This is a genomic window from Streptomyces nogalater (genome assembly GCF_039532885.1).
Taxonomy (GTDB): Bacteria; Actinomycetota; Actinomycetes; order Streptomycetales; family Streptomycetaceae; genus Streptomyces; species Streptomyces nogalater.
The window spans coordinates 48,787-74,190 of record NZ_BAAASM010000066.1; the positions used below are offsets into that span (position 1 = coordinate 48,787).

Below are 25,404 nucleotides of genomic sequence, written 5' to 3' on the forward strand. Positions count from 1 at the left end.
GGCCAGCCTAAAGCCCGGCGCCGACATCCGTCCCGGACCCCGCGGAGCGGCCCCCGATCGGACCCCTGACGCTTACCCCGGGAGACGCGTGCGGCATCCTTGTGACAGATCACACTGTTTGGACCGTCCGGCAAAATGGGGAACACGGTCCCCTGGCACACGGGGGAGCAAGATCCCCTGAGCAGGTCGACAAGGAGAGAACTCGTGGACGACGTTCTGCGGCGCAACCCGCTCTTCGCGGCTCTCGACGACGAGCAGGCCGCGGAGCTTCGCGCCTCCATGAGTGAGGTGACCCTCGCACGCGGCGATTCCCTGTTCCACGAGGGCGACCCCGGGGACCGGCTGTACGTCGTCACGGAAGGCAAGGTCAAGCTGCACCGCACCTCCCCCGACGGCCGGGAGAACATGCTCGCCGTCGTCGGCCCCGGCGAACTCATCGGCGAGCTGTCGCTGTTCGACCCGGGCCCCCGCACCGCCACCGCGACCGCGCTGACCGAGGTCAAGCTGCTCGGTCTCGGCCACGGTGACCTCCAGCCCTGGCTGAACGCCCGCCCCGAGGTGGCCGGCGCCCTGCTGCGGGCCGTCGCCCGCCGGCTGCGCAAGACCAACGACGCCATGTCCGACCTGGTCTTCTCCGACGTCCCCGGCCGGGTGGCGCGTGCCCTGCTGGACCTCTCGCGCCGCTTCGGTGTGCAGTCCGAGGAGGGCATCCACGTCGTCCACGACCTGACCCAGGAGGAGCTGGCCCAGCTGGTCGGCGCCTCCCGCGAGACCGTGAACAAGGCGCTCGCGGACTTCGCCCAGCGCGGCTGGCTCCGCCTGGAGGCGCGCGCCGTGATCCTGCTGGACGTGGAGCGGCTGGCCAAGCGGTCGCGCTGACGCCGGCCTCGGCCGTACGACCCCGGGGCCCGGCTCGCACGAGCCGGGCCCCGCTGTCGTGTCCGGGCGTCCGGCGTCCGGCGTCCGGCGTCCGGCGTCCGGGCTAGATCAGCCCGTGTTCGCTGAGGTAGTCCAGCTGGGCCCGGACCGAGAGTTCCGCCGCCGGCCACAGTGAGCGGTCCACGTCGGCGTAGACGTGCGCGACGACCTCCGCCGAGGTGCGGTGGCCGTTCTCGACCGCGGTCTCCACCTGGGCGAGCCGGTGGGCGCGGTGGGCGAGGTAGAACTCCACGGCGCCCTGGGCGTCTTCCAGGACCGGACCGTGGCCCGGCAGCACGGTGTGCACGCCGTCGTCCACCGTCAGGGACCGCAGCCGCCGCAGGGAGTCCAGATAGTCCCCGAGCCTGCCGTCCGGGTGCGCCACGAACGTCGTACCCCGCCCGAGGATGGTGTCACCGGTCAGCACCGCCCGGTCGGCCGGGAGATGGAAGGACAGCGAGTCCGCGGTGTGCCCGGGGGTGGGTACGACCCGCAGCTCCAGCCCGCCGACGGTGACCACGTCCCCGGCGGCCAGACCCTCGTCGCCGAGCCGCAGGGCCGGGTCGAGGGCGCGCACGCGCGTGCCGGTCAGTTCGGCGAACCGGGCGGCGCCCTCGGCGTGGTCGGGGTGCCCGTGGGTCAGCAGGGTCAGGGCTATGCGTTTGCCGGCCTTCTCCGCCGTGTCCACGACGTTGCGGAGGTGGCCGTCGTCGAGCGGGCCGGGGTCGATCACCACGGCCAGGTCGGAATCGGGCTCGGCGACGATCCAGGTGTTGGTGCCGTCCAGGGTCATCGCGGAGGCGTTGGGCGCGAGGACGTTGACCGCCCGTTCGGTGGCCGGTCCGGACAGCGCTCCGCCCCGGGGCTGGCCCGGCAGCGCGCTCGCGTCGGTCATACGGGGCCTCCACCGGTGGTCGAAGGGGTGGTCTGGGTGGTCTGGGTGGTTTGGGGCGTGGTCGTGGGGGCGGTCGCGAAGGTGGTCGTGTCCGTGGCCGGGCGGATGCCGGTCGAGGCGTCCGCCGGGCGGATGCCGACCGAGGCGTCCGCCGGGCCGTCGGCCGGCGCCCCGGGCACTCCGGGCGTCGCGGGCGCCGTAGGCAGCGCCGGCGTCGTAGGCGTCGGGGGTGCCCCCGGCGCCGTAGACGTGACAGGCCTCCCCGGCGCCGTAGGCGTCGCAGCTGCCGCCGGCGCCGTAGGCGTCGCGGCTGTCTCCGGTGCCGTGGGCCGGGTCGGCTCGGCGCCGGTCGGGATGTGCTTGGTGAATTCCTCGTGCCCGGGCCAGGAGAGGACGATCTCGTCGCCCTGGAGGCGGGCGGTCGCCCGTACCGGAGTCATCTCCCGCGCGGGCGCGGCGGCCAGGGCCTCGGCGGCGCTGCCGTAGGGGAGCAGCTGGCGCAGGGCGGCGATGGTGGGCGGCATCATCAGCAGCTCCCCCCTGTCGTACCCGGCGGCGGCCTCGGCGGGGCGGATCCACACCGCGCGGTCGGCCTCCGTGGAGGCGTTGCGGGTGCGCTGTCCCTCGGGGAGGGCGGCCACGAAGAACCACGTGTCGTAGCGGCGGGCCTCGAACTCCGGGGTGATCCAGCGGGCCCAGGCGCCCAGCAGGTCCGAGCGCAGCACCAGGCCGCGCCGGTCGAGGAACTCCGCGAAGGAAAGCTCGCGCGCGACCAGGGCGGCGCGGTCGGCCTCCCAGTCGTCCCCCGTGGTGTCACCGACGACCGAGTCCGGGTCGGGACCGGCGAGCAGCACGCCGGCCTCCTCGTACGTCTCCCGTACGGCCGCGCACACGATCGCCTGGGCGGCCGCGGCGTCGACGCCGAGCCGCTTCGCCCACCACGCGCGCGCGGGGCCCGCCCAGCGGATGTGGCGGTCGTCGTCGCGTGGGTCGACACCGCCGCCGGGATACGCGTACGCGCCTCCGGCGAAGGCCATGGAGGCGCGTCTGCGCAGCATGTGGACGACGGGGCCGTCCGGGGTGTCCTTGAGGAGCAGCACCGTGGCCGCGCGCCTGGGGGCCACCGGGGTGAGCGAGCCGTCCGCGAGCGCGCGGATGCGGTCCGGCCACTCCGGGGGATACCACTGACCGTTCGCCATGGCCGGAGGCTATCCCGTACCGGGCGATTGTTCGAGAGGTGCCCGAGGCCGCCGGGGGCGGCGGTCTACTCGGCCAGCTCCACCTGGATCTCGACCTCGACGGGCGCGTCCAGCGGCAGCACCGCGACGCCGACCGCGCTGCGGGCGTGCACGCCCTTCTCGCCCAGGACCTCGCCGAGCAGTTCGCTGGCGCCGTTGACGACGCCGGGCTGCCCGGTGAAGTCGGACGCCGAGGCGACGAAGCCGACGACCTTCACCACGCGCGCGATGCGGTCCAGGTCGCCGACGACGGACTTCACGGCGGCCAGCGCGTTCAGCGCGCAGGTACGGGCCAGCTCCTTGGCCTCCTCCGGCGTGACCTCGGCGCCCACCTTGCCGGTGACCGGCAGCTTGCCCTCCACCATCGGCAGCTGTCCGGCGGTGTAGACGTACGCCCCGGACCGCACGGCCGGCTGGTAGGCGGCCAGCGGCGGTACCACCTCCGGCAGGTTCAGGCCCAGCTCGGCCAGCCTGGCCTCGACCGCGCTCACGCCTGCTTCTCCCGCTTCAGGTAGGCCACGAGCTGCTCCGGGTTCGGGCCGGGCACGACCTGGACGAGTTCCCAGCCGTCCTCGCCCCAGTTGTCCAGGATCTGCTTCGTGGCGTGGACGAGCAGCGGCACGGTTGCGTATTCCCACTTGGTCATGGGCCGACTGTAGCCGCTGTGCCGGGAGGGACGGTGACCTGCGTTATCCACAGCCTCCCGCGTGCGCGTCGGCCGGACTGGTTAGTCTCGAAGACGTGAGCAGGCTCCAGGTCGTCAGCGGCAAGGGCGGGACCGGAAAGACGACGGTCGCCGCCGCACTCGCGCTGGCCCTCGCGACCGAGGGGAAGCGGACGCTTCTCGTGGAGGTCGAGGGCCGGCAGGGCATCGCACAACTCTTCGAGACGGAGGCGTTGCCCTATGAAGAGCGGAAGATCGCGGTCGCTCCGGGCGGCGGGGAGGTGTACGCCCTCGCCATCGACCCCGAACTGGCCCTTCTGGACTATCTCCAGATGTTCTACAAGCTCGGGGGCGCGGGCCGGGCCCTGAAGAAGCTCGGCGCGATCGACTTCGCCACCACCATCGCGCCCGGTCTCAGGGACGTCCTGCTGACCGGCAAGGCGTGCGAGGCGGTGCGCCGCAAGGACCGGTCGGGGCGGTTCGCGTACGACTACGTCGTCATGGACGCCCCGCCGACCGGCCGTGTCACCCGCTTCCTGAACGTGAACGACGAGGTGGCGGGCCTGGCGAAGATCGGCCCGATACACAATCAGGCGCAGGCCGTGATGCGGGTGCTGAAGTCGCCGGAGACGGCGGTGCACCTGGTGACGCTGCTGGAGGAGATGCCGGTCCAGGAGACCGCCGACGGCATCGCCGAACTCCGGGCGGCCCGGCTGCCGGTGGGCCGGGTCATCGTGAACATGGTCCGGCCGCAGGTGTTGGACGCGGCCGACCTGGAACTCGTACGGACCGTGGAGCGTTCCTCTGTCGCGCAGGCGCTCTCGGCGGCCGGCCTGGGCGGGGCCCGGCGCGGCGGGAACGCCGAGAAGCTGGTGGACCCGCTGCTGGAGCAGGCCGCGGAGTACGCCGAGCGGTACACGCTGGAGCAGGAGCAGCGGGCGGTCCTCACCGAGCTGGGCCTGCCGCTGCACGAACTGCCGCTGCTCGCCGAGGGCATGGACCTGGCGTGCCTGTACGAACTCGCCACCGAGCTGCGGAAGCAGGGGTTGTCATGAGTCCGGACCCGGCCGAGGCATCCGAGACGGCGGAGTGGCCCGAGCAGGCCGAGGGGCCCGGGCAGGCCCGCCGGCTTTCTTCCGCGCGCGTGCTGGACGTGGACCCGCTGCTGGACGATCCCAAGACCCGGATCGTGGTGTGCTGCGGCTCGGGCGGGGTCGGCAAGACGACGACTGCGGCGGCACTCGGGCTCAGGGCCGCCGAGCGGGGCCGCAAGGTGGTCGTGCTGACCATCGACCCGGCCAAGCGGCTGGCCCAGTCGATGGGCATCGACTCCCTCGACAACGTGCCCCGCAGGGTGAAGGGCACCGAGGGCGACGGCGAGCTGCACGCCATGATGCTCGACATGAAGCGCACCTTCGACGAGGTCGTGGAGGCGCACGCGGACCCGGCGCGGGCCGCCGCGATCCTGGCGAACCCCTTCTACCAGTCGCTCTCGGCGGGCTTCGCGGGCACGCAGGAGTACATGGCGATGGAGAAGCTGGGCCAGCTGCGGGCCAGGGACGAGTGGGACCTGATCGTGGTCGACACCCCGCCGTCCCGCTCGGCGCTGGACTTCCTGGACGCGCCCAAGCGGCTCGGCTCCTTCCTGGACGGCCGGCTCATCCGCCTGCTGACCGCGCCGGCGAAGCTCGGCGGCCGGGCCGGGATGGCCTTCCTCAACGTCGGCATGTCGATGATGACGGGCACGCTCGGAAAGCTGCTGGGCGGTCAGCTGCTGAAGGACGTGCAGACGTTCGTGGCCGCGATGGACACCACCTTCGGCGGCTTCCGCACCCGCGCGGACGCCACCTACAAGCTGCTTCAGGCGCCCGGCACGGCGTTCCTGGTGGTGGCGGCCCCGGAGCGGGACGCGCTGCGCGAGGCCGCGTACTTCGTGGAGCGGCTGGCCGCGGAGAGTATGCCGCTGGTGGGCCTGGTGCTGAACCGCGTCCATGGCAGCGGCGCCGGCCGGCTGTCGGCCGAGCGGGCGCTCGCGGCCGCGGAAAATCTTGAGGAGCCCGGCATTGTGGATCAGGGGGGCGGGAAAGCTGGACTTCGTAACTCTTCCGACACGCAAGGCAGTTCACAATCTTCCGCACCGAAGACCGTGACCCCTGCTCCCGAGGAAGGCTCCCCCGCCGACACGGAGCGTTCGGTCGACCGGCTCACCGCGGGCCTGCTGAGGCTGCACGCCGAGCGCATGCGGGTGCTCGCCCGCGAGCGGCGCACACGCGACCGCTTCACCGCCCGCCATCCCGAGGTGGCGGTGGTCGAGGTACCCGCGCTGCCCGGCGATGTCCACGACCTCACGGGCCTGCGCGACATCGGCGACCGACTGGCGGCCCAACGACCTGAACGGACGGAGCACATATAGGCACCCGCAGACGGCTTACGCCGACGCGGGCAAGCACACAGACGGCTTATGCAGGCGGCTTAGGTCGTCGGCTTACGTCGGCACGGCAAACACGCACACGGCTCACGTCGGCGCGAACAGGCGCGCGGACAGCACATACGGCGCATACCGGCGCGTGCGGGTGCACAGGGGCGTGCGAACGACGCGCTCGCTGCGCGGACGCCGCAGCCGTACAGCCGCCGTCGTACAACCGTCGTCGTACACCCGTCGTCGTACACCCGTCGTACGACCGGTCGTACCGGCCCTGTGTCCTGGACCGGACCCGGCCCGGCTTTGACGTGGTGAGCCCGAGCGGGGAAGCCCTCAGCTCACCGCGGCGTAGTTCTCGTACACCTCGTCGTTGTCGAGGGATACGATCCCCGCTCCCCGCTCGTACTCCGAGCGGGCGGTTTCCAGGAGTCTGCGCCAAGAGGTCACGGTGGGCCGCCGGCGCAGCAGCGCACGGCGCTCGCGCTCCGTCATGCCTCCCCACACGCCGAACTCCACGCGGTTGTCCAGCGCGTCGGCCAGGCACTCGGTGCGTACCGGGCATCCGGTGCACACCGCCTTGGCCCTGTTCTGCGCTGCTCCCTGAACGAACAGTTCATCCGGATCGGTAGTGCGGCAGGCGGCCTGCGCACTCCAGTCGGTTACCCAGCCCATACCGGCGCCGTCCTCTCCCGAATCGAGGCTCCCCCACGGCGGCAGCGGCATATTCACCGCCGCCAGTTGAGGACGTTACGGAAGGTGGAGACAGTGCAACACCCCCTTCGGGCCCAATCTTGAATGGCCCGAACGGACTATGGGTAAGCGGCAGATCACCCGCGGGAGTGAGCTGGCGACATGCGTGATCATCCCGGCAAACCGGGGCAGTCGCGGTGGGCCACACCGGACGCCGGACGGCGCCGACGGCGGATTCGGGCCCGTCCCCGGCGGGAAAACAGGTCCGTTTCCCGGATTTCCTGGCTGGGTCTGGCTGGGTACGGAACGATTCGGGGTAGCCGGACGTAGGGATAGGCGACCGCACGGCTGTGACAGTTGAGAGCAGCTTAGGCCAATGCCTGCGCGCGTGTCCGGCGAATGGGAACGCGGACATCCCTCTTTGCCGGGCCATGACGGAGGCCGGCGCCCCGGCGAGCCCTCGGGCGGTACGTCACGATCGGCACTCGGAACATCCCGAGAAGCGGTCGCTCCCTCGGAACGCTCAACAGTACGGATTAGGCTGCCTCCATGCCAAAGAAGCGCTCGGGCGGTGGTCTGTCGCCCATGCAGCAGGCCGCCAAGTTCCTCGGTGTCAGTGTGCTCGCCGGAGCCGTCATGGCGGGCATCGCGCTGCCCGCGGCCGGAGCGCTGGGCCTCGCGGCCAAGGGCTCGGTCAAGGGCTTCGACGAGATCCCGGCCGATTTGAAGAGCCCCCAGCTGAGCCAGCGCACCACCATCCTGGACAGCCAGGGCAAGCAGATCGCGACCGTCTATTCCCGCGACCGTACGGTGGTGGACCTCAAGGACATCTCGCCGTACATGCAGAAGGCGATCGTCGCGATCGAGGACTCGCGCTTCTACAAGCACGGTGCCGTCGACCTCAAGGGCGTACTGCGCGCCCTGAACAAGAACGCGCAGGAGGGCGGGGTCGCCCAGGGCGCCTCCACGCTCACCCAACAGCTGGTGAAGAACTATTTCATCGAGGAGGCCGGCGACGACCCGACGAAGGTCGCCGAGGCCACCCAGCAGACCCTGGGCCGCAAGATCCGCGAGCTGAAGTACGCCATCCAGATCGAGGACAAGCTCGGCAAGAAGAAGATCCTTGAGAATTATCTGAACATCACGTTCTTCGGCGAGCAGGCCTACGGCGTCGAGGCCGCCTCCCAGCGTTACTTCTCCAAGCACGCGAAAGACCTCAACCTCCAGGAGTCGGCGCTGCTGGCCGGCATCGTGCAGTCCCCGAGCCGGTACGACCCGGTGAACGACGAGGCGGAGGCCACCAAACGGCGCAACATCGTGCTCCAGCGGATGGCGGAGCTGGGCGACATCTCCCAGCAGGAGGCCGACCAGGCGAAGCGCGCGCCGCTCGGCCTGCACACCAGCCGCCCCAAGAACGGCTGCATCACCGCGGTCAAGGGCGCCGGCTTCTTCTGTGACTACGTCCGCCAGGTCATCCTCACCGACCCGGTCTTCGGCGAGACGAAGGAGGCGCGGGCCAAGCTCTGGAACCGGGGCGGCCTGACGGTCCGTACGACGCTCGACCCGCAGGCGCAGGAATCCGTGCAGGACTCCGTCAAGGACCACGTCTACAGCAGCGACGCCGTGGCGACCGCCGCGACCATCGTCGAGCCCGGCACCGGCAAGATCCTCGCCATGGGCCAGTCCCGCCCGTACGGCGTCAACGTCAACAACGGCGAGACGACGATCAACCTGTCCGTGAACGCGGACATGGGCGGCGGCGCCGGCTACCAGCCCGGCTCCACGTTCAAGCCGATCGTCGCCGCGGCGGCCGTCGAGGGCGGCAAGTCCGCGACGCAGGAGTACTCATCGCCGTACGAGATGGCGTACCCGAGCCCGGTGGCCGCGTGCGACGGCAAGGTGTGGCGCAACGACCCGAGGCGGCCGGAAAAGCTGAAGAACGAGAACGACTCGGAGCGCGGCCCGTACGGCATGGCGGAGGCCACCGCGAAGTCGGTCAACACCTACTACGTGCAGCTGATCAGCGACATCGGCATCTGCCCGGTCGTCGACATGGCCAAGAAGATGGGCGTGGAGCGCGCGGACGGCCGCAAGATCGTCCAGGCGCCGTCCATCGCGCTCGGCACCCAGGAGATGTCCCCGCTGACGATGGCGAGCGCGTACGCCGCCTTCGCCTCGCGCGGCATGTACTGCACCCCGGTCGCCATCGAGTCGGTCACCCAGAAGGTCGGCAGCGAACAGAAGTCCCTTCAGGTGCCGAAGTCGACCTGCTCGCGGGCGATGTCGGAGAACACCGCGGACACGATCAGCACGCTCCTCAAGGGCGTGGTCGAGGACGGCACGGGCCAGGAGGCCGGTCTCGGCAGCCGCCCGAGCGCGGGCAAGACGGGTACGACGGACGAGCGCTTCGCGGCCTGGTTCGTCGGCTACACCCCGAACATGGCGGGCGCGGTGTGGGTCGGCGACCCGCAGCACAAGCGCAAGATGACCAACATCACCATCGGTGGCGTCCCGCACGACAAGGTCTACGGCGGCGAGGTCCCGGGTCCGATCTGGCGCGACATGATGTCCGGCGCGCTGGAGGGCAGGCCCGCTCCGGACTTCCATCTGGTCGACCTTCCCGACGACAGCAGTGACGAGGACGACCGGGGAAAAGGCGACCGGGGGGCGACGGACGACCACAACGGGGACACGAGGGGGCAGGCGACCGGGGGACTGATCGAAGGCCTGACGAACGGCGGCACCGCTGACGGCGGCCCCACCGCGGGCGCCCTCGGCGGCACGTTCCCGACACCGACGTTCACCCTCCCCGAGAACCTCGTCCAAGGACAGGGGGACGGCGGGACCGGCGAGACCGGCGAGACCGGCTGGAATGGGGGGAACAACGGCAACGGCCACGGGGGTGGAGGCGGAGGCGGACGGCACTAGGACGCGTCCGGCCGAACAGGTTCGAGCCGGATGAGCGGGGCCGCGTCTGGCCGCGTTTCTGCGAACAGGACGCGGCCGCACCTCTGCGAACAGGACGGGGCCGCATCTCTGGGAAGAAGGCGGAACCCACCTCTGGCAACACGGCGGGGCCGCACCCCTGCGAAGGGGTGCGGCCCCGTGGTCGTAGAGAGGGGACCGGCGCTTGAGGAAGCCGGAACGGTGGCTGCTCAGCCCTGGAGGAGCTTCTTCACCACGGCGGCGACCCGGCCGCCCTCGGCCTGACCGGCCACCTTCGGGTTCACGATCTTCATGACGGCACCCATGGCCCGCGGCCCCTCGGCACCGGCCGCCTTCGCCTCCGCGACCGCCTGGGCGACGATCGCGTTCAGCTCCTCGTCGGACAGCTGCTTGGGCAGGTAGTCGGCGAGCACCTCGCCCTCCGCCTTCTCCCGCTCGGCCTGCTCGGCACGGCCGCCCTGCGCGAAGGCCTCGGCGGCCTCACGGCGCTTCTTCGCCTCACGCGTGATCACCTTGAGGACCTCGTCGTCGGACAGCTCCCGCTTCTCCTTGCCCGCGACCTCCTCCTTGGTGATCGCGGCCAGGGTCAGCCGGAGCGTCGAGGAGCGGAGCTCGTCGCGCCCCTTGATCGCGGCGTTGAGGTCGTCCTGCAGCTTCGACTTGAGCGTGGTGGTCATGGCCCGATTGTCGCAGGTACACGGCCATCTGTGCCCGCCCATTTAGCCACCGCTGTGCCCGTCCAGCCGGCCATCCCCGCCCGTCGACTCAGCCGTCCCCCGTGCCCGTGCGTTCAGCCGTCCCGTCCTCGTGCCCGTCCAGCCGGTTGCCCCGTGCCCATCCACTCGATCGCCGGCGCTCGTCGGCTCGACCGGCGGCGCCCGTTCGCTCGACGGGCGGCCGGTCTCGACGTGCCCAACCCGTCTGACACGATGGACAGATGCGCGCGCGATACGGAATCCCCCTGGGAATCGTGGCGGCCGGCACCGCCGGCCTGGTTTATGCGGCGGGCTTCGAGGCCCGTTCCTTCCGCCTCCGACGGGTCACCGTCCCCGTCCTGCCCCCGGGCATGCGCCCGCTGCGTGTGCTCCAGGTCTCCGACATCCACATGGTCGGCGGCCAGCGCAAGAAGCAGCGCTGGCTGCAGTCGCTGGCCGGGCTGCGCCCCGACTTCGTGATCAACACCGGGGACAACCTGTCGGACCCCGAGGGCGTCCCGGAGGTACTGGACGCCTTGGGCCCGCTGATGGAGTTCCCGGGCGCGTACGTCTTCGGCTCCAACGACTACTACGGTCCCAAGCTGCGCAACCCCGCCCGCTACCTCCTGGAGAAGACGAGCGGACGCCACGGGCTGAACGGCAACCCGCCGGCGGTGGGCGCGGTCCACAATCCGTGGGAGGAGCTGCGGGACGGCTTCGACGCGGCGGGCTGGCTGAACCTGACCAACACGCGGGGAGTCCTCAAGGTCGAGGGCGTCTCCATCGAGCTGACCGGCCTGGACGATCCGCACATCAAGCGGGACCGCTACGCCCGGGTGGCCGGCGGACCCTCGGGGGCGCACGACTTCTCGCTCGGCGTGGTCCACGCGCCGTACCTGCGGGTACTGGACGCGTTCACGGCGGACGACTACCCCCTGATCCTGGCCGGCCACACCCATGGCGGCCAGCTGTGCATCCCCTTCTACGGCGCCCTGGTCACCAACTGCGACCTGGACACGGACCGCGTGAAGGGCCTGTCCACACACACGGCGGAGGGCCGTACGTCCTACCTCCACGTCTCGGCCGGCTGCGGCACCAACCGCTACACCCCGGTCCGCTTCGCCTGCCCACCGGAGGCGACGTTGCTGACGTTGGTGGAGAAGCGGTAACGGGTCGGAGAGGGTTCCGGCGGGGCAGAGGGGCTCGGCAGGCCGGAATCGGATACCGGCAGGTCAGAGCGGGCGGACAGATCGTGGCCGTAGGGGCCGGGCGGTCATGGCCGTAGGAGGCGGGCAGGTCGGAGGGGCCGGTCAGGTCGTGGTGGCCGCATGAGGCCCGGCAGGTCTTGGTGACCGTGGGAGGCCCGACAGGTCTTGGTGGCCGTAAGAGGCCCGACAGGTCATGGCGGCCGGGGCCCCGCCGGCCGGAGAGGACCCGACCGCTCATGGCCGTCGGCGGCCCCAGGGCTCGCTCGCTCAATGGCGGTGAGGCTGGTCGTCGTCGGCCCGTAACCCACCCGGCACCCACCCGGCACCCACCCGGCCCAATCCGCCTGGCCACCCCCCTCCCCCGCTCCTAGCGTGAGGGCATGACCGCCCCGATACCCAGGGACATCCCGGACCTGCCCGCGGTCCCGGGCCCGCCCGTCCTGTTGCCCGCCCCGGTCCCGGCAACGGCGGTGGTGGCCCCGGTACGCCGCCCGTCGGCCGCGGCGTTCCGTCTGCTGACCGCCGTGACGGCGGCGGGCGGGGTCGCACTGGAACTGCTGCTGGGCAGCCCGGCCCGCATGCTGAGCTACTTCAGCGTCCAGGCCACTGCCCTGCTGGCCGTGATCATGTTTCTGTCGGCGAGAAGGGCCTGGCGGGCCCGCCGCCCGCTCCCGTCGGCGGTGACCGGCGCCGCGCTCCTCTACGTCGTGATCGGCGCGCTGGTCTACCACCTGCTCCTGGCCCACACGACGCCGCCGTTCTCCATGACCGGCGCGACGACGGTCCCGGAACGCTGGCACGCCCAGTGGACGGCGCTCCAGGTCATCCACGTGCTGGTCCCGGCGGCGGCGGTACTGGACTGGCTGCTGCTCACGCCGGCGCCCCGCATGCATCTCCGCCAGACGGCGGCCTGGCTCCTGTACCCCCTGGCCTACCTGGCCTTCTCCTTCATCCGGGCCGCGTTCCTCCCACCGTCCGACCCCTCCCGCCACCTCTATCCCTTCCTGGACGTGACGACCCACGGCTACCGCGGCACCCTGGCGAACGCCCTCCTCCTGGGCCTCGGGATCTACGCCCTGGCGATCCTCCTGGTGGCCCTGGACCACGCCCGCCCGTCCCCGACCCGCCACCGCCTCTGAACCGGATTTCGTCTACAGCCCCCAGTGGGCTAAAGTAAACGTCGTCGCCGCGGGAAGCAGCGACACCGGGGTGTAGCGCAGCTTGGCAGCGCGCTTCGTTCGGGACGAAGAGGTCGTGGGTTCAAATCCCGCCACCCCGACGCCGTAGTACCAGGTCAGGGGCCTGATCCGCTTAGCGGGTCGGGCCCCTGAGTGGTTTCCGGAGATCGTTCGGGAGAAATCTGGGAGAAGATCTTGATCGGGGTCTCCCCGGCTGGTCGACAGCTTTCGCGCCAGTCCCACCCCGTCCAGACCTCTCCCTAGTGCACGTCAGCAAATTCGGTCTTGGCTCGTGGACCTGGCCATCAGCCTTGGCATCGGGCTCTGGCATCCCAGGTGGACACGCATGGCTTGCTGACCGGTCTGGTTGAAGCGATCCTCGAACCGGCGGGGTGGGTCCACCCTGGATGTGGGCCCACCTCGTCCCCTAGTTGACTGCGATCAAATCTTCCGGCCCCTGGACAATGCCGAAGACCTCTTCGCGGGGGTCGTTGCTGCGGCCTTTGCCGCCGCGGTCTCCGGGGAGAAGCCGGCGGCCTTGAGAATGTCCATCGCGTCGAAGATGGACTGCAACTGCTTGGTCAGCAGTGTCACTGTGAGGAGTTCCTGTGATTCGGGTGGCAGCTCCTTCAGCGAGGACTTGTAGATGCGCACGGCCTGCTTGTACAGGGACTGCAGGCGCTCGGCCGCGTAGGCCGTGCACTTGTCGGGGTCAAGGGTGACCGCGTAGTGGCCGCGGTACCTGACGAAGCTCTTCTTTTCAGCTCCGCACTTGACGTCTCGGATCCAGCTCTTGCCTCGCTCGAACTGGCCCCTGGTGTTCCGCCCGATGGCCCGCTCCGGAGGGAGGCCCTCCTCTCCGGCCTTTGCCACCCGACTCCAGATGTCCTCTCCACTGTCGTGCGCCGCTTGGCGGCGCGTTGTCGTCATGCTTACTCGCCTTCTTCGTCCTCCATCAGGCGCGCGAGCGCCTTGTCCGGGTCAGTCCTTCCGGTCGTGATGGCGGTCTCGCACCAGTCGAGCAGCATGCGCGTCTTGTGCACGTTGTCGAGGACCGCCTGCTTGGTTTCCTCGGTGTAATCCTGGCTGTGGACCTCGGGGATGATCCGCTGGAGCGAGACGGAGAAGGAGGCGAACGCCCCGATCAACCGCAGGATCTCCATCGGGGCCTCGCTGTATCGGACGCCGAGGGGAGCGGCTTCTTCTTCAAACTCCTCTTCCACTTCTGCGGCTTCGTCCGCCGAGGCCAGCTCGGCTTCGGCTTCCGCTGCCTCGTCGACTTCGCGCCAGTGCTCGTACTGTGCCTGGCGCATCAGGTGCCGGGCGTGCTGGTCGGACGCGAGGCGGGCCCGGACGTCCGGGCGCCCGAGCATCTCGGTGACCGCCTTGGCCGCGTCTTCATCCGTATGGAGCAGGCGCCGGGTGTGAGCGAGACGCTCTGCTTGGTTGGTCGGCGTCCCGACGGCGCGGTTCGCGACCTTCTGCGCCTCGTTCACTGTCCAGCGGTGTTCCTTGGTGAAGGGGTCATAGGGATCCTTACGGATCAGGATGTACCGGCTCGGAACGTAAGCCAGGGTTGCGTGCACCGAGAAGCTCACATCCTTCCGGCGCTTCGCCTTCGGCCACTGCCGCGCCACGTCGTAGTAGGTGCGCAGCGTCTCCGGATTGGCGCCTATCTGATGTCCCAGGATCTTGATCACCTGGGCCGCCTCGCCGTGTCCACGGATGTGCCCATCAAGCGACTCAATAACGTAATCTCCGAGAGCCCACTGGATCCCGGACTTCTCCTTCATCAGCTTCCGCCCGCGGCGGACGATCTTCTCCCACGCGGTCTTGGTGTACCCGTCAGGGACAGTCAAGGTCGTCACGAGGAGCCTCCTCGCGTGTCGGATACCGGGTCATACGCATCTGTCGACGGTGCCGCCGCGCTACCTACGCCCAATTTACTCTGATTCATCCTGAGAATCGCTCTAATGTTGCATTCCTATGGGCGTCGGATCACCGCCCTCACGGGAAGGCGGGGTGCCCCACAACAGTGTTGCGGGGCACCGTGGAGCTATCGGAGAACGGCCGCACGTGGACGCAGAAGGTCGTTGAGCACGCGCACCGGTGACGTCGGACACAAGGCCAGGCGGGCGTCGAGCGCCGCCTCCCACTGCCGAGTTAGACCGAGCATGAGACGCCGACGCATGCCTGGGGTGACGTGGGCGTAGCGCGCGGAGACCGAGCCGTCGAGGTGGCCCATGCGCTCGTCCATGAGGACCTTCTCCGCCCCCAGGTCCTCCATCGCCGTCCGGTGGGTGTGGCGGAGTCCGTGGGGCGTGAGGCCCTTGGCGATCGGGAGCCAGCAGGCATCGGCGCGATCGGTGGCGCCCCGCCCTCGGGCCGGGACACCGGGCCATGGCTCGGCGAGGATGGGCACAGGTCGCGCCTCCTGCGGGGCCTTCTTCGGATACCAGCCGGAGGCTGCTGGGGTGAACAGCCAGGTCGCAAAACCGTTCCTGCGCCAGTGGGCCGCGTGCTCCAACACCGCACCGCCCCGCACGAACCCAAGATCGACGATCGCCTTCTCAATCCGCACCCGTGTGGCTTCCGCGACGCGGTGGGGGTGGTTGAGGACGTTGGACACCGTCCCTGTGGAGACCCCGGACAACCGAGCGACGTCGACGAGCTTGGCACCCTGGTGCCCTCCGGTGCGGGCGGTGCCCTGCCCTCGGAAGACGTACCGCTTGCCGTGGCACGGACACGGTGTGGGCTTCGTACGGGCGATGTGGTCGGCGACCAGGGCCGACAGCCAGTCCATCGCGTCGATGGTGCGGTAGCTGTCGTCCTTGGGCGGGCAACGGACCAGTTCGCCCGAGTCCAGCTCGTACAACTGGTGCTCCACGCGTATGGCTCCAGGCCGGGCGTACCGGGTCTCCAGCCCGGCCATCTCGCCCCACCGCATCCCCGTGTAGCCCTTGAGGACGACCGCGACGAACTCGTCGTCACGGCCGGACAGCAGCGCCGCCCGCTCTGCGACGAGCAGCAGGCCCAGCGGATCGGTGATGACCTTTTCGGGGCCACGGTCGCGCGAGCGGCCGGCGCGTTTGCCACGCCCGCGCCGCTTCGCGGCGGGGTTGGAGGCTATGAGACCCTCATCCGCGGCGTCTTCCAGGATGAGGTGGAGCGTCGAGCGCCACGTCTTGACGCTGGACGCCGCGTACGCGGCCTTCACCTGCTTCTCCCAGGTGTCGACATCCGAGTGGGGTGCCGGCACTCCACCGTGCGGCTTGGAGTCCGGGTCGACGTCGGCGCGGCGGAATGGGGGAAGCGGCCGTTGTGCGGGGTGGCGCTGGACAGGTCGATTCTGCACTTGGTGCCGGTCCCGGCGGGTCCGGGCTGATGTACCGGGCTGTCTCCGGGGCGTAGTAGCGATGGAGGTTGTAGTGCAGCCCGGTCTCGTCGTCGGCGTTCTTGCGCCCCTCTCCGGCCACCCCCGGTGTCAGCGTGGTGTCGAATGGCGCCATGTGGCGCCGGGTGGCGTCACTGTGGTGTCGCTTGAGGGCGGTGGGTGGCTGATCGAGTTTCGTTGGCGCCTTCTACGCGGCATTCCCAGGTGGACTCGTACCTGGGTTGAGCTGGGGAAATGGGGAGGCATCCTCGGAGGTGGGGGTGCGGGTGGCGTTAGGGGGTTGCCGGTGGTGCCAAATTGGTGCCATGATGGCGTCATGGACCTCACGCCCTATGTCGAAACCCTCCGCCGCGAGCTTGCGGTGGCCGCTGAAGCCGGTGGGGAGGATGCCCGGGAGCTGGCCGAGAGGCTGACCGCTCCTCTGGAGTCGGCGGCTCGGCTGACCATGCTCAATGTGCTGTCCGCCGCCATGGACGAAGTCACCCGGGAACTTGCCCCCGGGTCGGTGGATGTGCGGCTGCGCGGGCTCGACCCGGAGTTCGTGGTGGCGTTGCCGGCCGTCGACACCGGGGGGCCCGCGGAACCGGCCGCGCCGGTCGAAGCCTTCAGGGCTCCGGTCGAGGGGGACGAGGGCGGGACCGCTCGCGTCAATCTGCGGCTGCCCGCTCAGCTCAAGGCCCGGGCCGAGGAGGCCGCGAGCCGTGAGGGGCTGTCGGTCAACGCCTGGCTGGTACGGGCCGTATCGGCCGCGGTCGACGGTGGCGCCCGGCCGCGTACGACGGAGAAGAGCCAGACCGTCGGCCAGCGCTTCACCGGCTGGGTGCGCTAGCCGCACCCGTCCGCGCCGCTTCACCTCGCTTCACTCACACCACGTCCCACCTGCGGGGACGTTTCCAAGACACACGAGGACGGGACAGCCATGTCTTCTTTCGACACCCCCGAACCGATCTCGGTCACCGCGCGGGTCGACGCCGGTTCCATCCAGTTCACCGCGGGCGACCGCCTCGACACCGTGGTGGAGGTGCGGGCCCGCAGCCCCAAGAAGGACCTGGACGTACGGACCGCCGAGCAGACCGAGGTGTCCTACGCGAATGGCGCGCTGACCATCCGGACGCCCAAGTCCAACCTGTTCGGCCGCACCGGCGTCGTGGACGTGACGGTCGAGCTGCCTGCCGGCTCCCGCGTCGACATGACCGGGGCCTGGACCCAGGTGCTCGGCGAGGGCCGGCTCGGCGAGGTCCGGGTGAAGACCTCGTCCGGTGACGTCCGCCTCGACGCGACCGGCCCGCTGGAGCTGACCGCCTCGCACGGCTCGATCAGCGTGGACCGGGTCGAGGGCCGGGCCGAGATCAGCACCAGCACCGGCAGTCTGCGCGTCGGCCTCCTCGACGGCCCGGCCGTGCTGAAGAACTCCCACGGCGGCACGACCGTCGACGTCGCCACCGGCGCGCTGCGGGTGAGCAACGCCAACGGCGACATCGAGGTGCGGCGCGCCGAGGACTCGGTCACCGCCACCACCGCCCACGGCACCGTGCGCGTGGCCGACGTGGCCCGCGGCACCGTCCAGCTGGAGACCGCCTACGGCGCCATCGACCTCGGTATCCGCGAGGGCACGGCCGCCTGGCTCGACGTCAGCTCCGGCGCCGGGCAGGTGCGCAACGCGCTCACCGCCTCCGACGCCCCGGACACGTCGGAGGACACCGTCCAGGTCCACGCCCGCACCCGCTACGGCAACATCGACATCCGCCGCGCCCGGGGCTGAGCACCGGGCCACGGGCCCACCGCCGCCCTTCCCCTTACTCCCCTTACTCCCCCTACTTCCTCTGCTCACTTCTCGACCTGAACGGGAGAGCTCCCTCGCCATGTCTGTCATGCCCATGTCGATAACGGCGCAGTCGGCCGCCGCCATCTCCGCCACCGGGCTGCGCAAGTCCTACGGCGACAAGACCGTCCTGGACGGCATCGACCTGCACATCCCCGCCGGCTCCGTGTTCGCGCTGCTCGGGCCGAACGGAGCCGGCAAGACCACCACCGTGAAGATCCTGTCCACGCTCGTCACCCCCGACGGCGGGCAGGCCCGCGTCGCGGGCCACGATCTCGCCGCCGCGCCGCAGGCCGTGCGCGCCGCGATCGGGGTCACCGGACAGTTCTCCGCCGTCGACGGGCTGATCACCGGCGAGGAGAACATGCTCCTCATGGCCGATCTGCACCATCTGTCCAAGCGCGAGGGACGGCGGGTCGCCACCGGGCTGCTGGAGCGGTTCGGACTGGGCGACGCCGCCAAGAAGCCCGCCCAGAGCTACTCCGGCGGCATGAAGCGCCGTCTCGACATCGCCATGACCCTCGTCGGCGCCCCGCGGATCATCTTCCTCGACGAGCCGACCACCGGCCTCGACCCGCGCTCCCGGCACACCATGTGGCAGATCGTCCGCGAGCTGGTCACCGACGGCGTCACCGTCTTCCTCACCACCCAGTACCTGGAGGAGGCCGACCAGCTCGCCGACCGCATCGCCGTGCTCAACGGCGGGAAGATCGCCGCCGAGGGCACCGCCGACCAGCTCAAGCGCCTCGTCCCCGGCGGACATGTGCGGCTGCGCTTCTCCGACCCGTCCGCGTACCGGTCCGCCGCCTCCGCGCTGCGCGAGGTCACACCGGACGACGAGGCGCTGACGCTGCGCGTCCCCAGCGACGGCAGCCAGCGTGAACTGCGCTCCCTGCTCGACTGGCTGGAGGCCACCGGCATCGAGGCGGACGAGCTGACCGTGCACACCCCCGACCTCGACGACGTGTTCTTCGCCCTCACCGCCGGCGCCGACCAGCCGGCCCTCTCCACGGAGGATGCCCGATGAGCTCCCTCTCCCTCGCCGTGCGCGACTCCTCGACGATGCTGCGCCGCAATCTGCTGCACGCCCGCCGCTACCCGTCGATGACGCTCAACCTGCTGCTCTCGCCGGTCGTGCTGCTGCTGCTCTTCGTCTACATCTTCGGTGACGTGATGAGCGCGGGCATCGGCAACGGCGGGGCGGACCGGTCCGCGTACCTCGCGTATCTGGTCCCGGGCATCCTGCTGATGACCATCGGCGGCACCACGATCGGCAGCGCGGTGTCCGTCGCCACGGACATGACCGAGGGGATCATCGCCCGCTTCCGTACGATGGCGATCCACCGCGGGTCGGTACTCATCGGGCACGTCGTCGGCAGCGTGCTCCAGTGCGTGATGAGCGTGGTGCTCGTGGGGGCCGTCGCGGTGGCCATCGGGTTCCGGGCCACGGACGCCACCGCCCTGGACTGGCTCCTGGCCGTAGGTCTGCTGACGCTCGTCTCCGTGGCCCTCACCTGGATCGCGGTCGGCATGGGTCTGTCCAGCCCGAACGCCGAGGCGGCCAGCAACAACGCCCTGCCGCTGATGGTGCTGCCGTTCCTGTCCAGCGCGTTCGTGCCGGTCGACGCGATGCCGGGCTGGTTCCGGCCGGTCGCCGAGTACCAGCCGTTCACCCCGGCCATCGAGACCCTGCGCGGGCTGCTGCTCGGCACCGAGATCGGCCACAACGGGTGGCTGGCCGTCGTCTGGTGCCTCGCGCTGGCGGTGCTCGGCTACGTCTGGTCCACCTCGCGCTTCGCCCGCGAACCGAAGTAGCGGCCGGGCCCGTCCCACCGGCTCGTCCCACCGACTCGTCCCGCTCCGGGGCGGTGTACGTCCGGCACCACGTCGGCGTGCACCGCCCCGGAGCCGTTCCGTGCGGCAGCCACGCATGACCGTCCCGGCTATCAGCCCCCTGACCGTTCCGGCTCCCCCGTCAAGGAGTCGTATGCGCGCGTCAGGGCCGTGTCAGGGTTCCCGGTTCCGGCTTGCCCGGGGTGTGCGGGGCGGCTTCGATGGACGGCGTGAACAGCGCCCGGCCCCTCCCCGGCCGGCCGCCGAGCCCAGCCCGGCACCGAGTCCGCTCGGCCGCCGGGTCCCGCTCGGCCGTCGTGCCCTGCGCCGGCGCTGACCGGAAGCGCCCGCACCGGGCGGACGCCGTGTCCCGTCGGCGCGGAGCGTCCACCGGTGTCGCGTCCCGCCGACGCCGGCTTCCGTGGTCCGAGGGGCGCCGAGCGGCTCCGGCGCCCCTCGGCCTCCCCTCACGAGGCTCGTGCCCATACCCACGCTCGTGCTGGTGCTCGTGCTCGTCAGGCGGTCTTCGTGCCCGTCATGACGATGGTCACCGTCTCGGTCCCGCCGTCGTCGTAGACGCGCTGTGTCAGGCCGCGGGCGGAGAACCCGGTCGGTGAGGTGAGGACGCCGTCCAGCTCGACGTAGGCCGTTCCGGTACGCGTGCCGGGCAGCGGGTGGGTGAACTCGTAGCGCAGCGCGCCACCGCAGCCGCCGCGCCACTCGCCGGTGCCGATGAACACCGGCTTGCCGTCGGGGCCGGGGTGCGCTTCCAGGCGCAGGGTGTGGTCGGCGTGGAAGAAGAGGGTGCCCGTCGAGGCCGGGTGGTCGGACTCCTGCGTCGTCACCGACCAGGTGCCCACCGGGGACGGCACGGTCGTGACCGTAGTGGCCCTGGTGGCTGTCGTGACTGTGGTTACCGGGGTGGCCGTCGCGGCCGGTTCGGTGGGCAGGGCCAGTGCGGGCTGCGGTGCCGCCACGGCCAGTGTCAGGAACCCGGCGGCCAGGGCCACGCCGGCGGCCCGGCGCGCGGCCCGCCCGCCGGTGGTGCTCTGCTTCTTCTGCATATGCGTGCGTCCTTTCGGATCGTTGTCCGTTCGTTCGTCCGCTCGTCGCTCGCTCGTCGACCGCTACACCACGCGGAAATTGGCCATCATCGCCATGTCCTCGTGTTCGAGGTTGTGGCAGTGGAGCATGTAGCGCCCCCGGTATCCGTCGAACCGCGCGAGGATCTCCACGACCTCGTACGGGCGCAGGTCGACCGTGTCCTTCCAGCCGAGGTCACCGGGGCCGGGGGCGCCGCCGGCCCGCGACAGCACCTGGAAGTGCGCCAGGTGCAGATGGACGGGGTGGTGGAAGTCGCTGGTCAGCCGCCATCGTTCGACGGTGCCCAGACGTGGTGTCGCCCAGGTGCGCGCCGGGTCGAAGGGGTGGCCGTTGACGGTCCACATGTCGTCCGGGCCGAGCCGGAAGTCGAAGTGCCGGGTGGTCACGGCCTGTCCGGCGCGCAGGGTCTCGGGCCGTGACAGGCGGGTCGGGATCCCGCTGTCGTCGCGGCCCCGCCCCCGGCTGGTGACGTGGAACCGCATGACGTTGCGCATCGCCCCGTCGGCCAGGGTGTTGACGAGGGTGACGGTGGTGTCCGGCGGGCAGGCGGAGAGGTCGAGGACGACGTCGTAGCGCTCGGCCGGGGCCATGGTGAGCGTGTCGAGGGTCTGCGGGCGGGCCAGCAGCCCCTGGTCGCTGCCGACCTGTACGAAGGGCAGGCGGCGGCCGTCGGAGGTGGTGAGGGCCAGCCGGTAGCGGCGCGCGTTGGCGGCGTTCAGCAGCCGCAGCCGGTAGCGGGCCGCGCTCACTTCCAGGTACGGCCAGGGGCGGCCGTTGACCAGTTGTACGTCACCGAGCACGCCGTCCATGTAGCCGGACCGGACGCCGGGGGTGCGGGTGAGGGTGGGGTCGAGCGACGGGTAGCGGAAGGAGCCGTCGGCGTCGAAGGAGCGGTCGCAGAGCAGCAACGGGATGTCCCGGTCGCCCTTCGGCAGCGGCAGCGCGTCCTCCTCGTCGTCGTCCACGAGGAAGAATCCGGCGAGCCCGCGCCAGACCTGTGGGCCGCTGAAGTCCATGCGGTGGTCGTGGTACCAGAGGGTGGCGGCCCGCTGCCGGAGCGGGTACGTGTACGTGCGCGTGCCGGTGACGGACCCGCCCTCGGGCATCGTGCCGCCGTGCGTGCCCGCCATCCCCCGCATGCGGTGCGCGGAAGTCTCGTGGTGCCCCAGCGGGTGCAGCAGGTCGGTGGGGTAGCCGTCGGAGTCGGGCGGGGTGACACCGCCGTGCAGATGGGTCGCGGTCGGCGCGGGCAGGGCGTTGGTCATCCGGAGCCGGACCGGGCGGCCCGAGCGGGCGCGGAAGGTCGGGCCGGGGAAGGTGCCGTCGTACGACCAGATCTCGGTGCGGGTGCCGGGCAGGATCTCCACGGAGGCGCGCCGCTGGGTCACCTCGTAGACATCCGTGCCGTACGAGCCGTGCGTGTCGTGGGTGTCGTGCAGGGGCTTCGCCACGGTGGGCACGGTCAGTGGCAGCGTGAACGGGCGGGGCAGTTCCACCTCCGGGTCGCTGGCGAGCAGGACACCGGTCGAGGGGCGGTCCGTGCCGCAGCCGGCCAGTCCGCCCAGGGCGACCGCGCCGGCGCCGCCGGCCGCCAGGCGCAGGAAGCCGCGGCGTGAGGGAGCGGGTGTGGAAGCAGACGCGGAGTCGGATGTGGGAGCGGTCATCGGTGCAGCGCCTTGAGCGTCCGGACGGGCAGGGTGAGGGTGAACGCCCAGACCGTCATCGTGCACGCGCCGCCGAACAGGGCGACACCGAGCGGGATGTGCAGCAGCAGGTCGCGCGAGTACCCGGCGATCTGCTGAACGATGATCAGCGCGATGAGGACGGCGCCGAGGACGGTGGGCCAGACCCGGTTCGCGCGCACCCGCCAGGCGATGGTGGCGGCGACCGTCTCGGCCACGAGCATCATCGTAAGAACGTGCGCGTTGACGTCGTGGACGGTGAGCAGCCCCACGTCGCCGTTGACGAACAGTCCGGCCACCGCGGCCTGGACGAGGGTGTTCACGGTGAAGAGCACGGAGACGACCCGGTAGACGATCACCGGGCGGTGCGCCCAGCGGGCGGGTGGCCGGTCGTCGGCCGGGCCGGGGCGCCGTAAGTCCCGGGGGCCGGATCCGCCCGAGTCGGAGGTGGGGGGCACGGCCTGCGCCGCGGCTTCTGAGGAGGGTCGCTGCATCACGGATTCCGGTGCGGTACGGGCTGACGGGTGGGGGGAAAGACGCGCGCCAAGGGCAGGCGGGCCGGGAGCGGCGCGCGGCCTGGAAGTCTTAAGGGCCTGCGTGGCCTATGGGCTGCTGGGCTGCCGGACTGCGTGGCCTATGGGCTGCGTGGCCTATGGGCTGCATGGCCTACGCGGGCGAACGGCGGGCGGACGGTGGGGGTTGGTCGGGGGGCTTGGGGTGGGGGCGCGTGAGAAGTGCAGTGGCGCGTGCCCAGGAGAGTCGCGCGGGCGTGCGCGGCGCCCGGCCTGCCAGGATCGGTGAGCGTGCACGGCGCGCGGATGACACGCGCCTACGGGCGTAAGCGGCGCGTAAACCGAATGGACCGGCGGGCGCGCACGGCGTGCGTCCGCGAGGGGCACGTGGGCGCGCACGGCGCGGAGACGTCACGGACATGCGGGCGCGCACGGCGTGGAGACGTCACGGACATGCGAGCGCGCACGGCGCGGAGGCGTCCGAAACATGCGAGCGCGCACGGCGCGGAGGCGTCACGGACGTACAGGCGTGAGCGGCGCGCAAGCGGGAGTGGCGCGCGGGCGGGAACACAGCCGTACCCTCCCCGCACGCCCCCGTACCCTCCCCCCATACCGGCGCGCCCCACTCCCGCCCCACCCCGCCCGCGCACCGCCGCAGCCGCCGGTGTCAGTGGCCGCGGACGCGGGACAGGTTCAGCGGGTAGTTGAGGCCGCCGGTCACCGGAAGGGTCGCGCCGTTGATCCACTCCGATTCGGGGCTCGCCAGCAGGGACACGACGTTGGCGATGTCCTGCGGGGTGCCGAGCCGGCCGGCCGGCGTCGCGTTGGCCAGCGCCTCGCGCGCCGGCTGCGGGACCACCGAGGAGGCGTCCGTGAGGACGAAGCCCAGGGCCAGGCCGTTGACGGTCACACCACCGGAGCCGAACTCGTCGGCCGCGTACCGCACATACCCCTCCAGCGCGGCCTTCGTCACGCCGTGCGCGGCGAGGCCGGGCGCGGTCGGGCCCCAGGACGAGCCGCTGGAGATGACGACGAGCCGCCCGTACCCCCGCTCCCGCATCGCGGGTACGAAGGCGGTGGTGAGCCGGTGCAGCAGGACGACGTCGTTGCGGACCTTGTCACCGAGCGCGGTCGGGTCCATGTCGGACAGCGGCACGCGCGGGTACGAGGCGCACGCGTTGCTGACGACGACGTCGAGGTGGTCCACCCGCTCCCGCACGGCGGTGACCAGTTCTTCGGCGCCGTCGGCCGCGTCCAGGTCGGCCCTGAGCAACGTGGCGTTTACACCTTTTTCCTCGCACGCGGCCGCCACGGCCTTGGCCTCGTCCAGCGAACTTCGGTACGTGAGCACGACATCGGCTCCGAGCTCGGCGAGCGTGGTGGCCGTCGCGGCCCCGATCCCCCGGCTGCCGCCTGTCACCAGCGCGATCCTGCCCTCCAGCGGGCCGGATGCGGAGACGTTACGAGTCATCGGCAAGGCACCTCTCTTCGACTTGCATCACTTCCTGGTAGTTAAACGACCAGGAAGATAATGGCCAGCGGCTAGGGTAGACCCATGGGTGATCGCCAGCAAGCCGTCGATCGCGTCGACGTGATCATGAAGCAGGTCGCGCAGGTCTCCACGGCACCCGACCTGACATCCAAGGAACTCTGCCAGCGGCTTCAGCGTGTCGCCCACCATCTGGAGACCCGGCTCCGCCGCGAACTGGCCGTCTTCGGCATCGAGCCCTGGGAGATCGAGCTGCTCGCCTCGCTGCGCCGGGTCGGGCCGCCGCACCAGGTGACCGCCGGTTCGCTGCAGGACATCATGCAGCTGACCACCGGCGCGGTCACCAAGCGCGTGGCCGCCCTGGAGAAGAAGGGGTGGGTGCGCCGGGAGGTCGACGCCGGCGACCGCCGCCAGGTGCTGGTCTGCCTCACGGACGAAGGAGAGCAGCGGGCGCTCGAAGTCTTCGCCACCAAGACGGAGACGGAGGCGCGGGTGCTGTCCGCCCTCGACCTCGCCACCCAGCGGCGGCTCAACGACGATCTGCGTACGCTCCTGATCGACCTGGAGGGAGCGGTACCCAACTGACCGCTCCCCCTCGCCTGAGCTCGATCCCGTCACTCCTTGATGTCGCAGATGGGGGCGCCGGGGGCGAGGGAGGCGCCGATTTCGGCGGTCAGGCCTTTGATGGTGCCGGCCTTGTGGGCGTTGAGGGGC

23 protein-coding genes, 1 tRNA gene and 2 pseudogenes are annotated in these 25,404 nt (G+C 70.9%); 12 read left to right on the plus strand and 14 right to left on the minus strand.

Going from position 1 to position 25,404, the window contains the following annotated elements:
• Positions 1-204: 204 nt before the first annotated feature.
• Positions 205-879: a Crp/Fnr family transcriptional regulator gene (locus ABD350_RS33205; RefSeq protein ID WP_014674022.1), complete on the plus strand. Its 675-nt coding sequence runs from the start codon at positions 205-207 to the stop codon at positions 877-879.
• A 103-nt stretch (positions 880-982) separates the two neighbouring features.
• Here the strand turns inward: ABD350_RS33205 and ABD350_RS33210 are convergent, their stop codons facing one another.
• The 4 genes and pseudogenes from ABD350_RS33210 to sp36 form a co-directional block, all read right to left on the minus strand.
• A complete protein-coding gene (locus tag ABD350_RS33210) occupies positions 983-1,813 on the minus strand; it encodes an MBL fold metallo-hydrolase (protein ID WP_344352703.1) in 831 nt (276 codons plus the stop codon).
• Between the two features lie 335 nt (positions 1,814-2,148).
• Positions 2,149-3,012: pseudogene (locus tag ABD350_RS33215) on the minus strand (NUDIX hydrolase); the annotation flags it as partial.
• Between the two features lie 65 nt (positions 3,013-3,077).
• A complete protein-coding gene (locus ABD350_RS33220; protein ID WP_344352705.1) occupies positions 3,078-3,542 on the minus strand; it encodes a RidA family protein in 465 nt (154 codons plus the stop codon).
• Positions 3,539-3,697 (minus strand): Sp36 family protein, encoded by a 159-nt coding sequence (sp36, locus tag ABD350_RS33225; protein ID WP_086024262.1) that lies wholly within the window; start codon positions 3,695-3,697, stop codon positions 3,539-3,541. The genes ABD350_RS33220 and sp36 overlap by 4 nt, the downstream gene beginning before the upstream one ends.
• A gap of 95 nt (positions 3,698-3,792) precedes the next feature.
• On the opposite strand from sp36, the gene bagA reads away from it, so the two are divergent.
• Together bagA and bagB are read left to right on the plus strand one after the other, a co-directional pair.
• Positions 3,793-4,770: an ATPase BagA gene (gene bagA / locus ABD350_RS33230; protein WP_344352707.1), complete on the plus strand. Its 978-nt coding sequence runs from the start codon at positions 3,793-3,795 to the stop codon at positions 4,768-4,770.
• Entirely contained in the window at positions 4,767-6,128 is a 1,362-nt protein-coding gene (gene bagB, locus ABD350_RS33235; RefSeq protein WP_344352708.1) for an ATPase BagB, read from the plus strand. The genes bagA and bagB overlap by 4 nt, the downstream gene beginning before the upstream one ends.
• Before the next feature lie 342 nt (positions 6,129-6,470).
• Here bagB and wblA read toward each other — a convergent pair whose 3' ends face one another.
• A complete protein-coding gene (gene wblA, locus ABD350_RS33240; protein ID WP_030606400.1) occupies positions 6,471-6,809 on the minus strand; it encodes a transcriptional regulator WblA in 339 nt (112 codons plus the stop codon).
• Between the two features lie 567 nt (positions 6,810-7,376).
• On the opposite strand from wblA, the gene ABD350_RS33245 reads away from it, so the two are divergent.
• Positions 7,377-9,755 carry a transglycosylase domain-containing protein gene (locus ABD350_RS33245; RefSeq protein ID WP_344352709.1) on the plus strand — a complete coding sequence of 793 codons (2,379 nt, stop codon included), beginning with the start codon at positions 7,377-7,379 and terminating at the stop codon, positions 9,753-9,755.
• Between the two features lie 227 nt (positions 9,756-9,982).
• Here the strand turns inward: ABD350_RS33245 and ABD350_RS33250 are convergent, their stop codons facing one another.
• Positions 9,983-10,450 carry a GatB/YqeY domain-containing protein gene (locus tag ABD350_RS33250; protein WP_344352711.1) on the minus strand — a complete coding sequence of 156 codons (468 nt, stop codon included), beginning with the start codon at positions 10,448-10,450 and terminating at the stop codon, positions 9,983-9,985.
• A gap of 260 nt (positions 10,451-10,710) precedes the next feature.
• On the opposite strand from ABD350_RS33250, the gene ABD350_RS33255 reads away from it, so the two are divergent.
• From ABD350_RS33255 to ABD350_RS33265, 3 genes are all read left to right on the plus strand, one after another.
• On the plus strand, positions 10,711-11,637 hold the full coding sequence (locus ABD350_RS33255; protein ID WP_344352713.1) for a metallophosphoesterase: 927 nt from the start codon (positions 10,711-10,713) through the stop codon (positions 11,635-11,637).
• Between the two features lie 419 nt (positions 11,638-12,056).
• Positions 12,057-12,815: a Pr6Pr family membrane protein gene (locus ABD350_RS33260; protein WP_344352714.1), complete on the plus strand. Its 759-nt coding sequence runs from the start codon at positions 12,057-12,059 to the stop codon at positions 12,813-12,815.
• A gap of 66 nt (positions 12,816-12,881) precedes the next feature.
• Positions 12,882-12,955 (plus strand) — tRNA-Pro (locus tag ABD350_RS33265).
• A gap of 340 nt (positions 12,956-13,295) precedes the next feature.
• On the opposite strand, the gene ABD350_RS33270 is transcribed toward ABD350_RS33265, so the two are convergent.
• The 4 genes and pseudogenes from ABD350_RS33270 to ABD350_RS38105 form a co-directional block, all read right to left on the minus strand.
• On the minus strand, positions 13,296-13,784 hold the full coding sequence (locus ABD350_RS33270) for a hypothetical protein (protein WP_344352716.1): 489 nt from the start codon (positions 13,782-13,784) through the stop codon (positions 13,296-13,298).
• 2 nt (positions 13,785-13,786) lie between these two features.
• Positions 13,787-14,722, minus strand: coding sequence for a DUF6192 family protein (locus tag ABD350_RS33275; protein ID WP_344352718.1), 936 nt, complete (start codon positions 14,720-14,722; stop codon positions 13,787-13,789).
• A gap of 188 nt (positions 14,723-14,910) precedes the next feature.
• Positions 14,911-16,209 carry a LacI family DNA-binding transcriptional regulator gene (locus tag ABD350_RS33280; protein ID WP_382466943.1) on the minus strand — a complete coding sequence of 433 codons (1,299 nt, stop codon included), beginning with the start codon at positions 16,207-16,209 and terminating at the stop codon, positions 14,911-14,913.
• Positions 16,210-16,261: 52 nt separating this feature from the next.
• Positions 16,262-16,363 (minus strand): annotated as a pseudogene (locus ABD350_RS38105) (hypothetical protein); the annotation flags it as partial.
• A 201-nt stretch (positions 16,364-16,564) separates the two neighbouring features.
• Here ABD350_RS38105 and ABD350_RS33290 point away from each other — a divergent pair.
• From ABD350_RS33290 to ABD350_RS33305, 4 genes are all read left to right on the plus strand, one after another.
• Entirely contained in the window at positions 16,565-17,077 is a 513-nt protein-coding gene (locus tag ABD350_RS33290; RefSeq protein WP_344352722.1) for a toxin-antitoxin system HicB family antitoxin, read from the plus strand.
• 90 nt (positions 17,078-17,167) lie between these two features.
• Positions 17,168-18,010, plus strand: coding sequence for a DUF4097 family beta strand repeat-containing protein (locus tag ABD350_RS33295; protein ID WP_344352723.1), 843 nt, complete (start codon positions 17,168-17,170; stop codon positions 18,008-18,010).
• A gap of 109 nt (positions 18,011-18,119) precedes the next feature.
• Complete coding sequence (locus ABD350_RS33300; protein WP_344352724.1) at positions 18,120-19,097, plus strand: ATP-binding cassette domain-containing protein; 978 nt, start codon at positions 18,120-18,122, stop codon at positions 19,095-19,097.
• Positions 19,094-19,885: an ABC transporter permease gene (locus ABD350_RS33305; RefSeq protein WP_344352725.1), complete on the plus strand. Its 792-nt coding sequence runs from the start codon at positions 19,094-19,096 to the stop codon at positions 19,883-19,885. Before ABD350_RS33300 ends, ABD350_RS33305 begins: the two co-directional genes overlap by 4 nt.
• A 533-nt stretch (positions 19,886-20,418) precedes the next feature.
• Here the strand turns inward: ABD350_RS33305 and ABD350_RS33310 are convergent.
• From ABD350_RS33310 to ABD350_RS33325, 4 genes are all read right to left on the minus strand, one after another.
• Positions 20,419-20,967 carry a hypothetical protein gene (locus tag ABD350_RS33310; RefSeq protein WP_344352727.1) on the minus strand — a complete coding sequence of 183 codons (549 nt, stop codon included), beginning with the start codon at positions 20,965-20,967 and terminating at the stop codon, positions 20,419-20,421.
• A 63-nt stretch (positions 20,968-21,030) separates the two neighbouring features.
• Positions 21,031-22,671 (minus strand): multicopper oxidase family protein, encoded by a 1,641-nt coding sequence (locus tag ABD350_RS33315; protein WP_344352729.1) that lies wholly within the window; start codon positions 22,669-22,671, stop codon positions 21,031-21,033.
• The gene (locus tag ABD350_RS33320; protein WP_344352731.1) at positions 22,668-23,183 is read right to left on the minus strand and encodes a hypothetical protein; all 516 of its coding nucleotides are present in this window, start codon (positions 23,181-23,183) and stop codon (positions 22,668-22,670) included. The genes ABD350_RS33315 and ABD350_RS33320 overlap by 4 nt, the downstream gene beginning before the upstream one ends.
• A gap of 685 nt (positions 23,184-23,868) precedes the next feature.
• Complete coding sequence (locus tag ABD350_RS33325) at positions 23,869-24,672, minus strand: SDR family oxidoreductase (protein WP_344352732.1); 804 nt, start codon at positions 24,670-24,672, stop codon at positions 23,869-23,871.
• Between the two features lie 84 nt (positions 24,673-24,756).
• Here ABD350_RS33325 and ABD350_RS33330 point away from each other — a divergent pair, with 84 nt between their 5' ends.
• On the plus strand, positions 24,757-25,275 hold the full coding sequence (locus ABD350_RS33330) for a MarR family winged helix-turn-helix transcriptional regulator (protein WP_344352734.1): 519 nt from the start codon (positions 24,757-24,759) through the stop codon (positions 25,273-25,275).
• Positions 25,276-25,404: the final 129 nt, after the last annotated feature.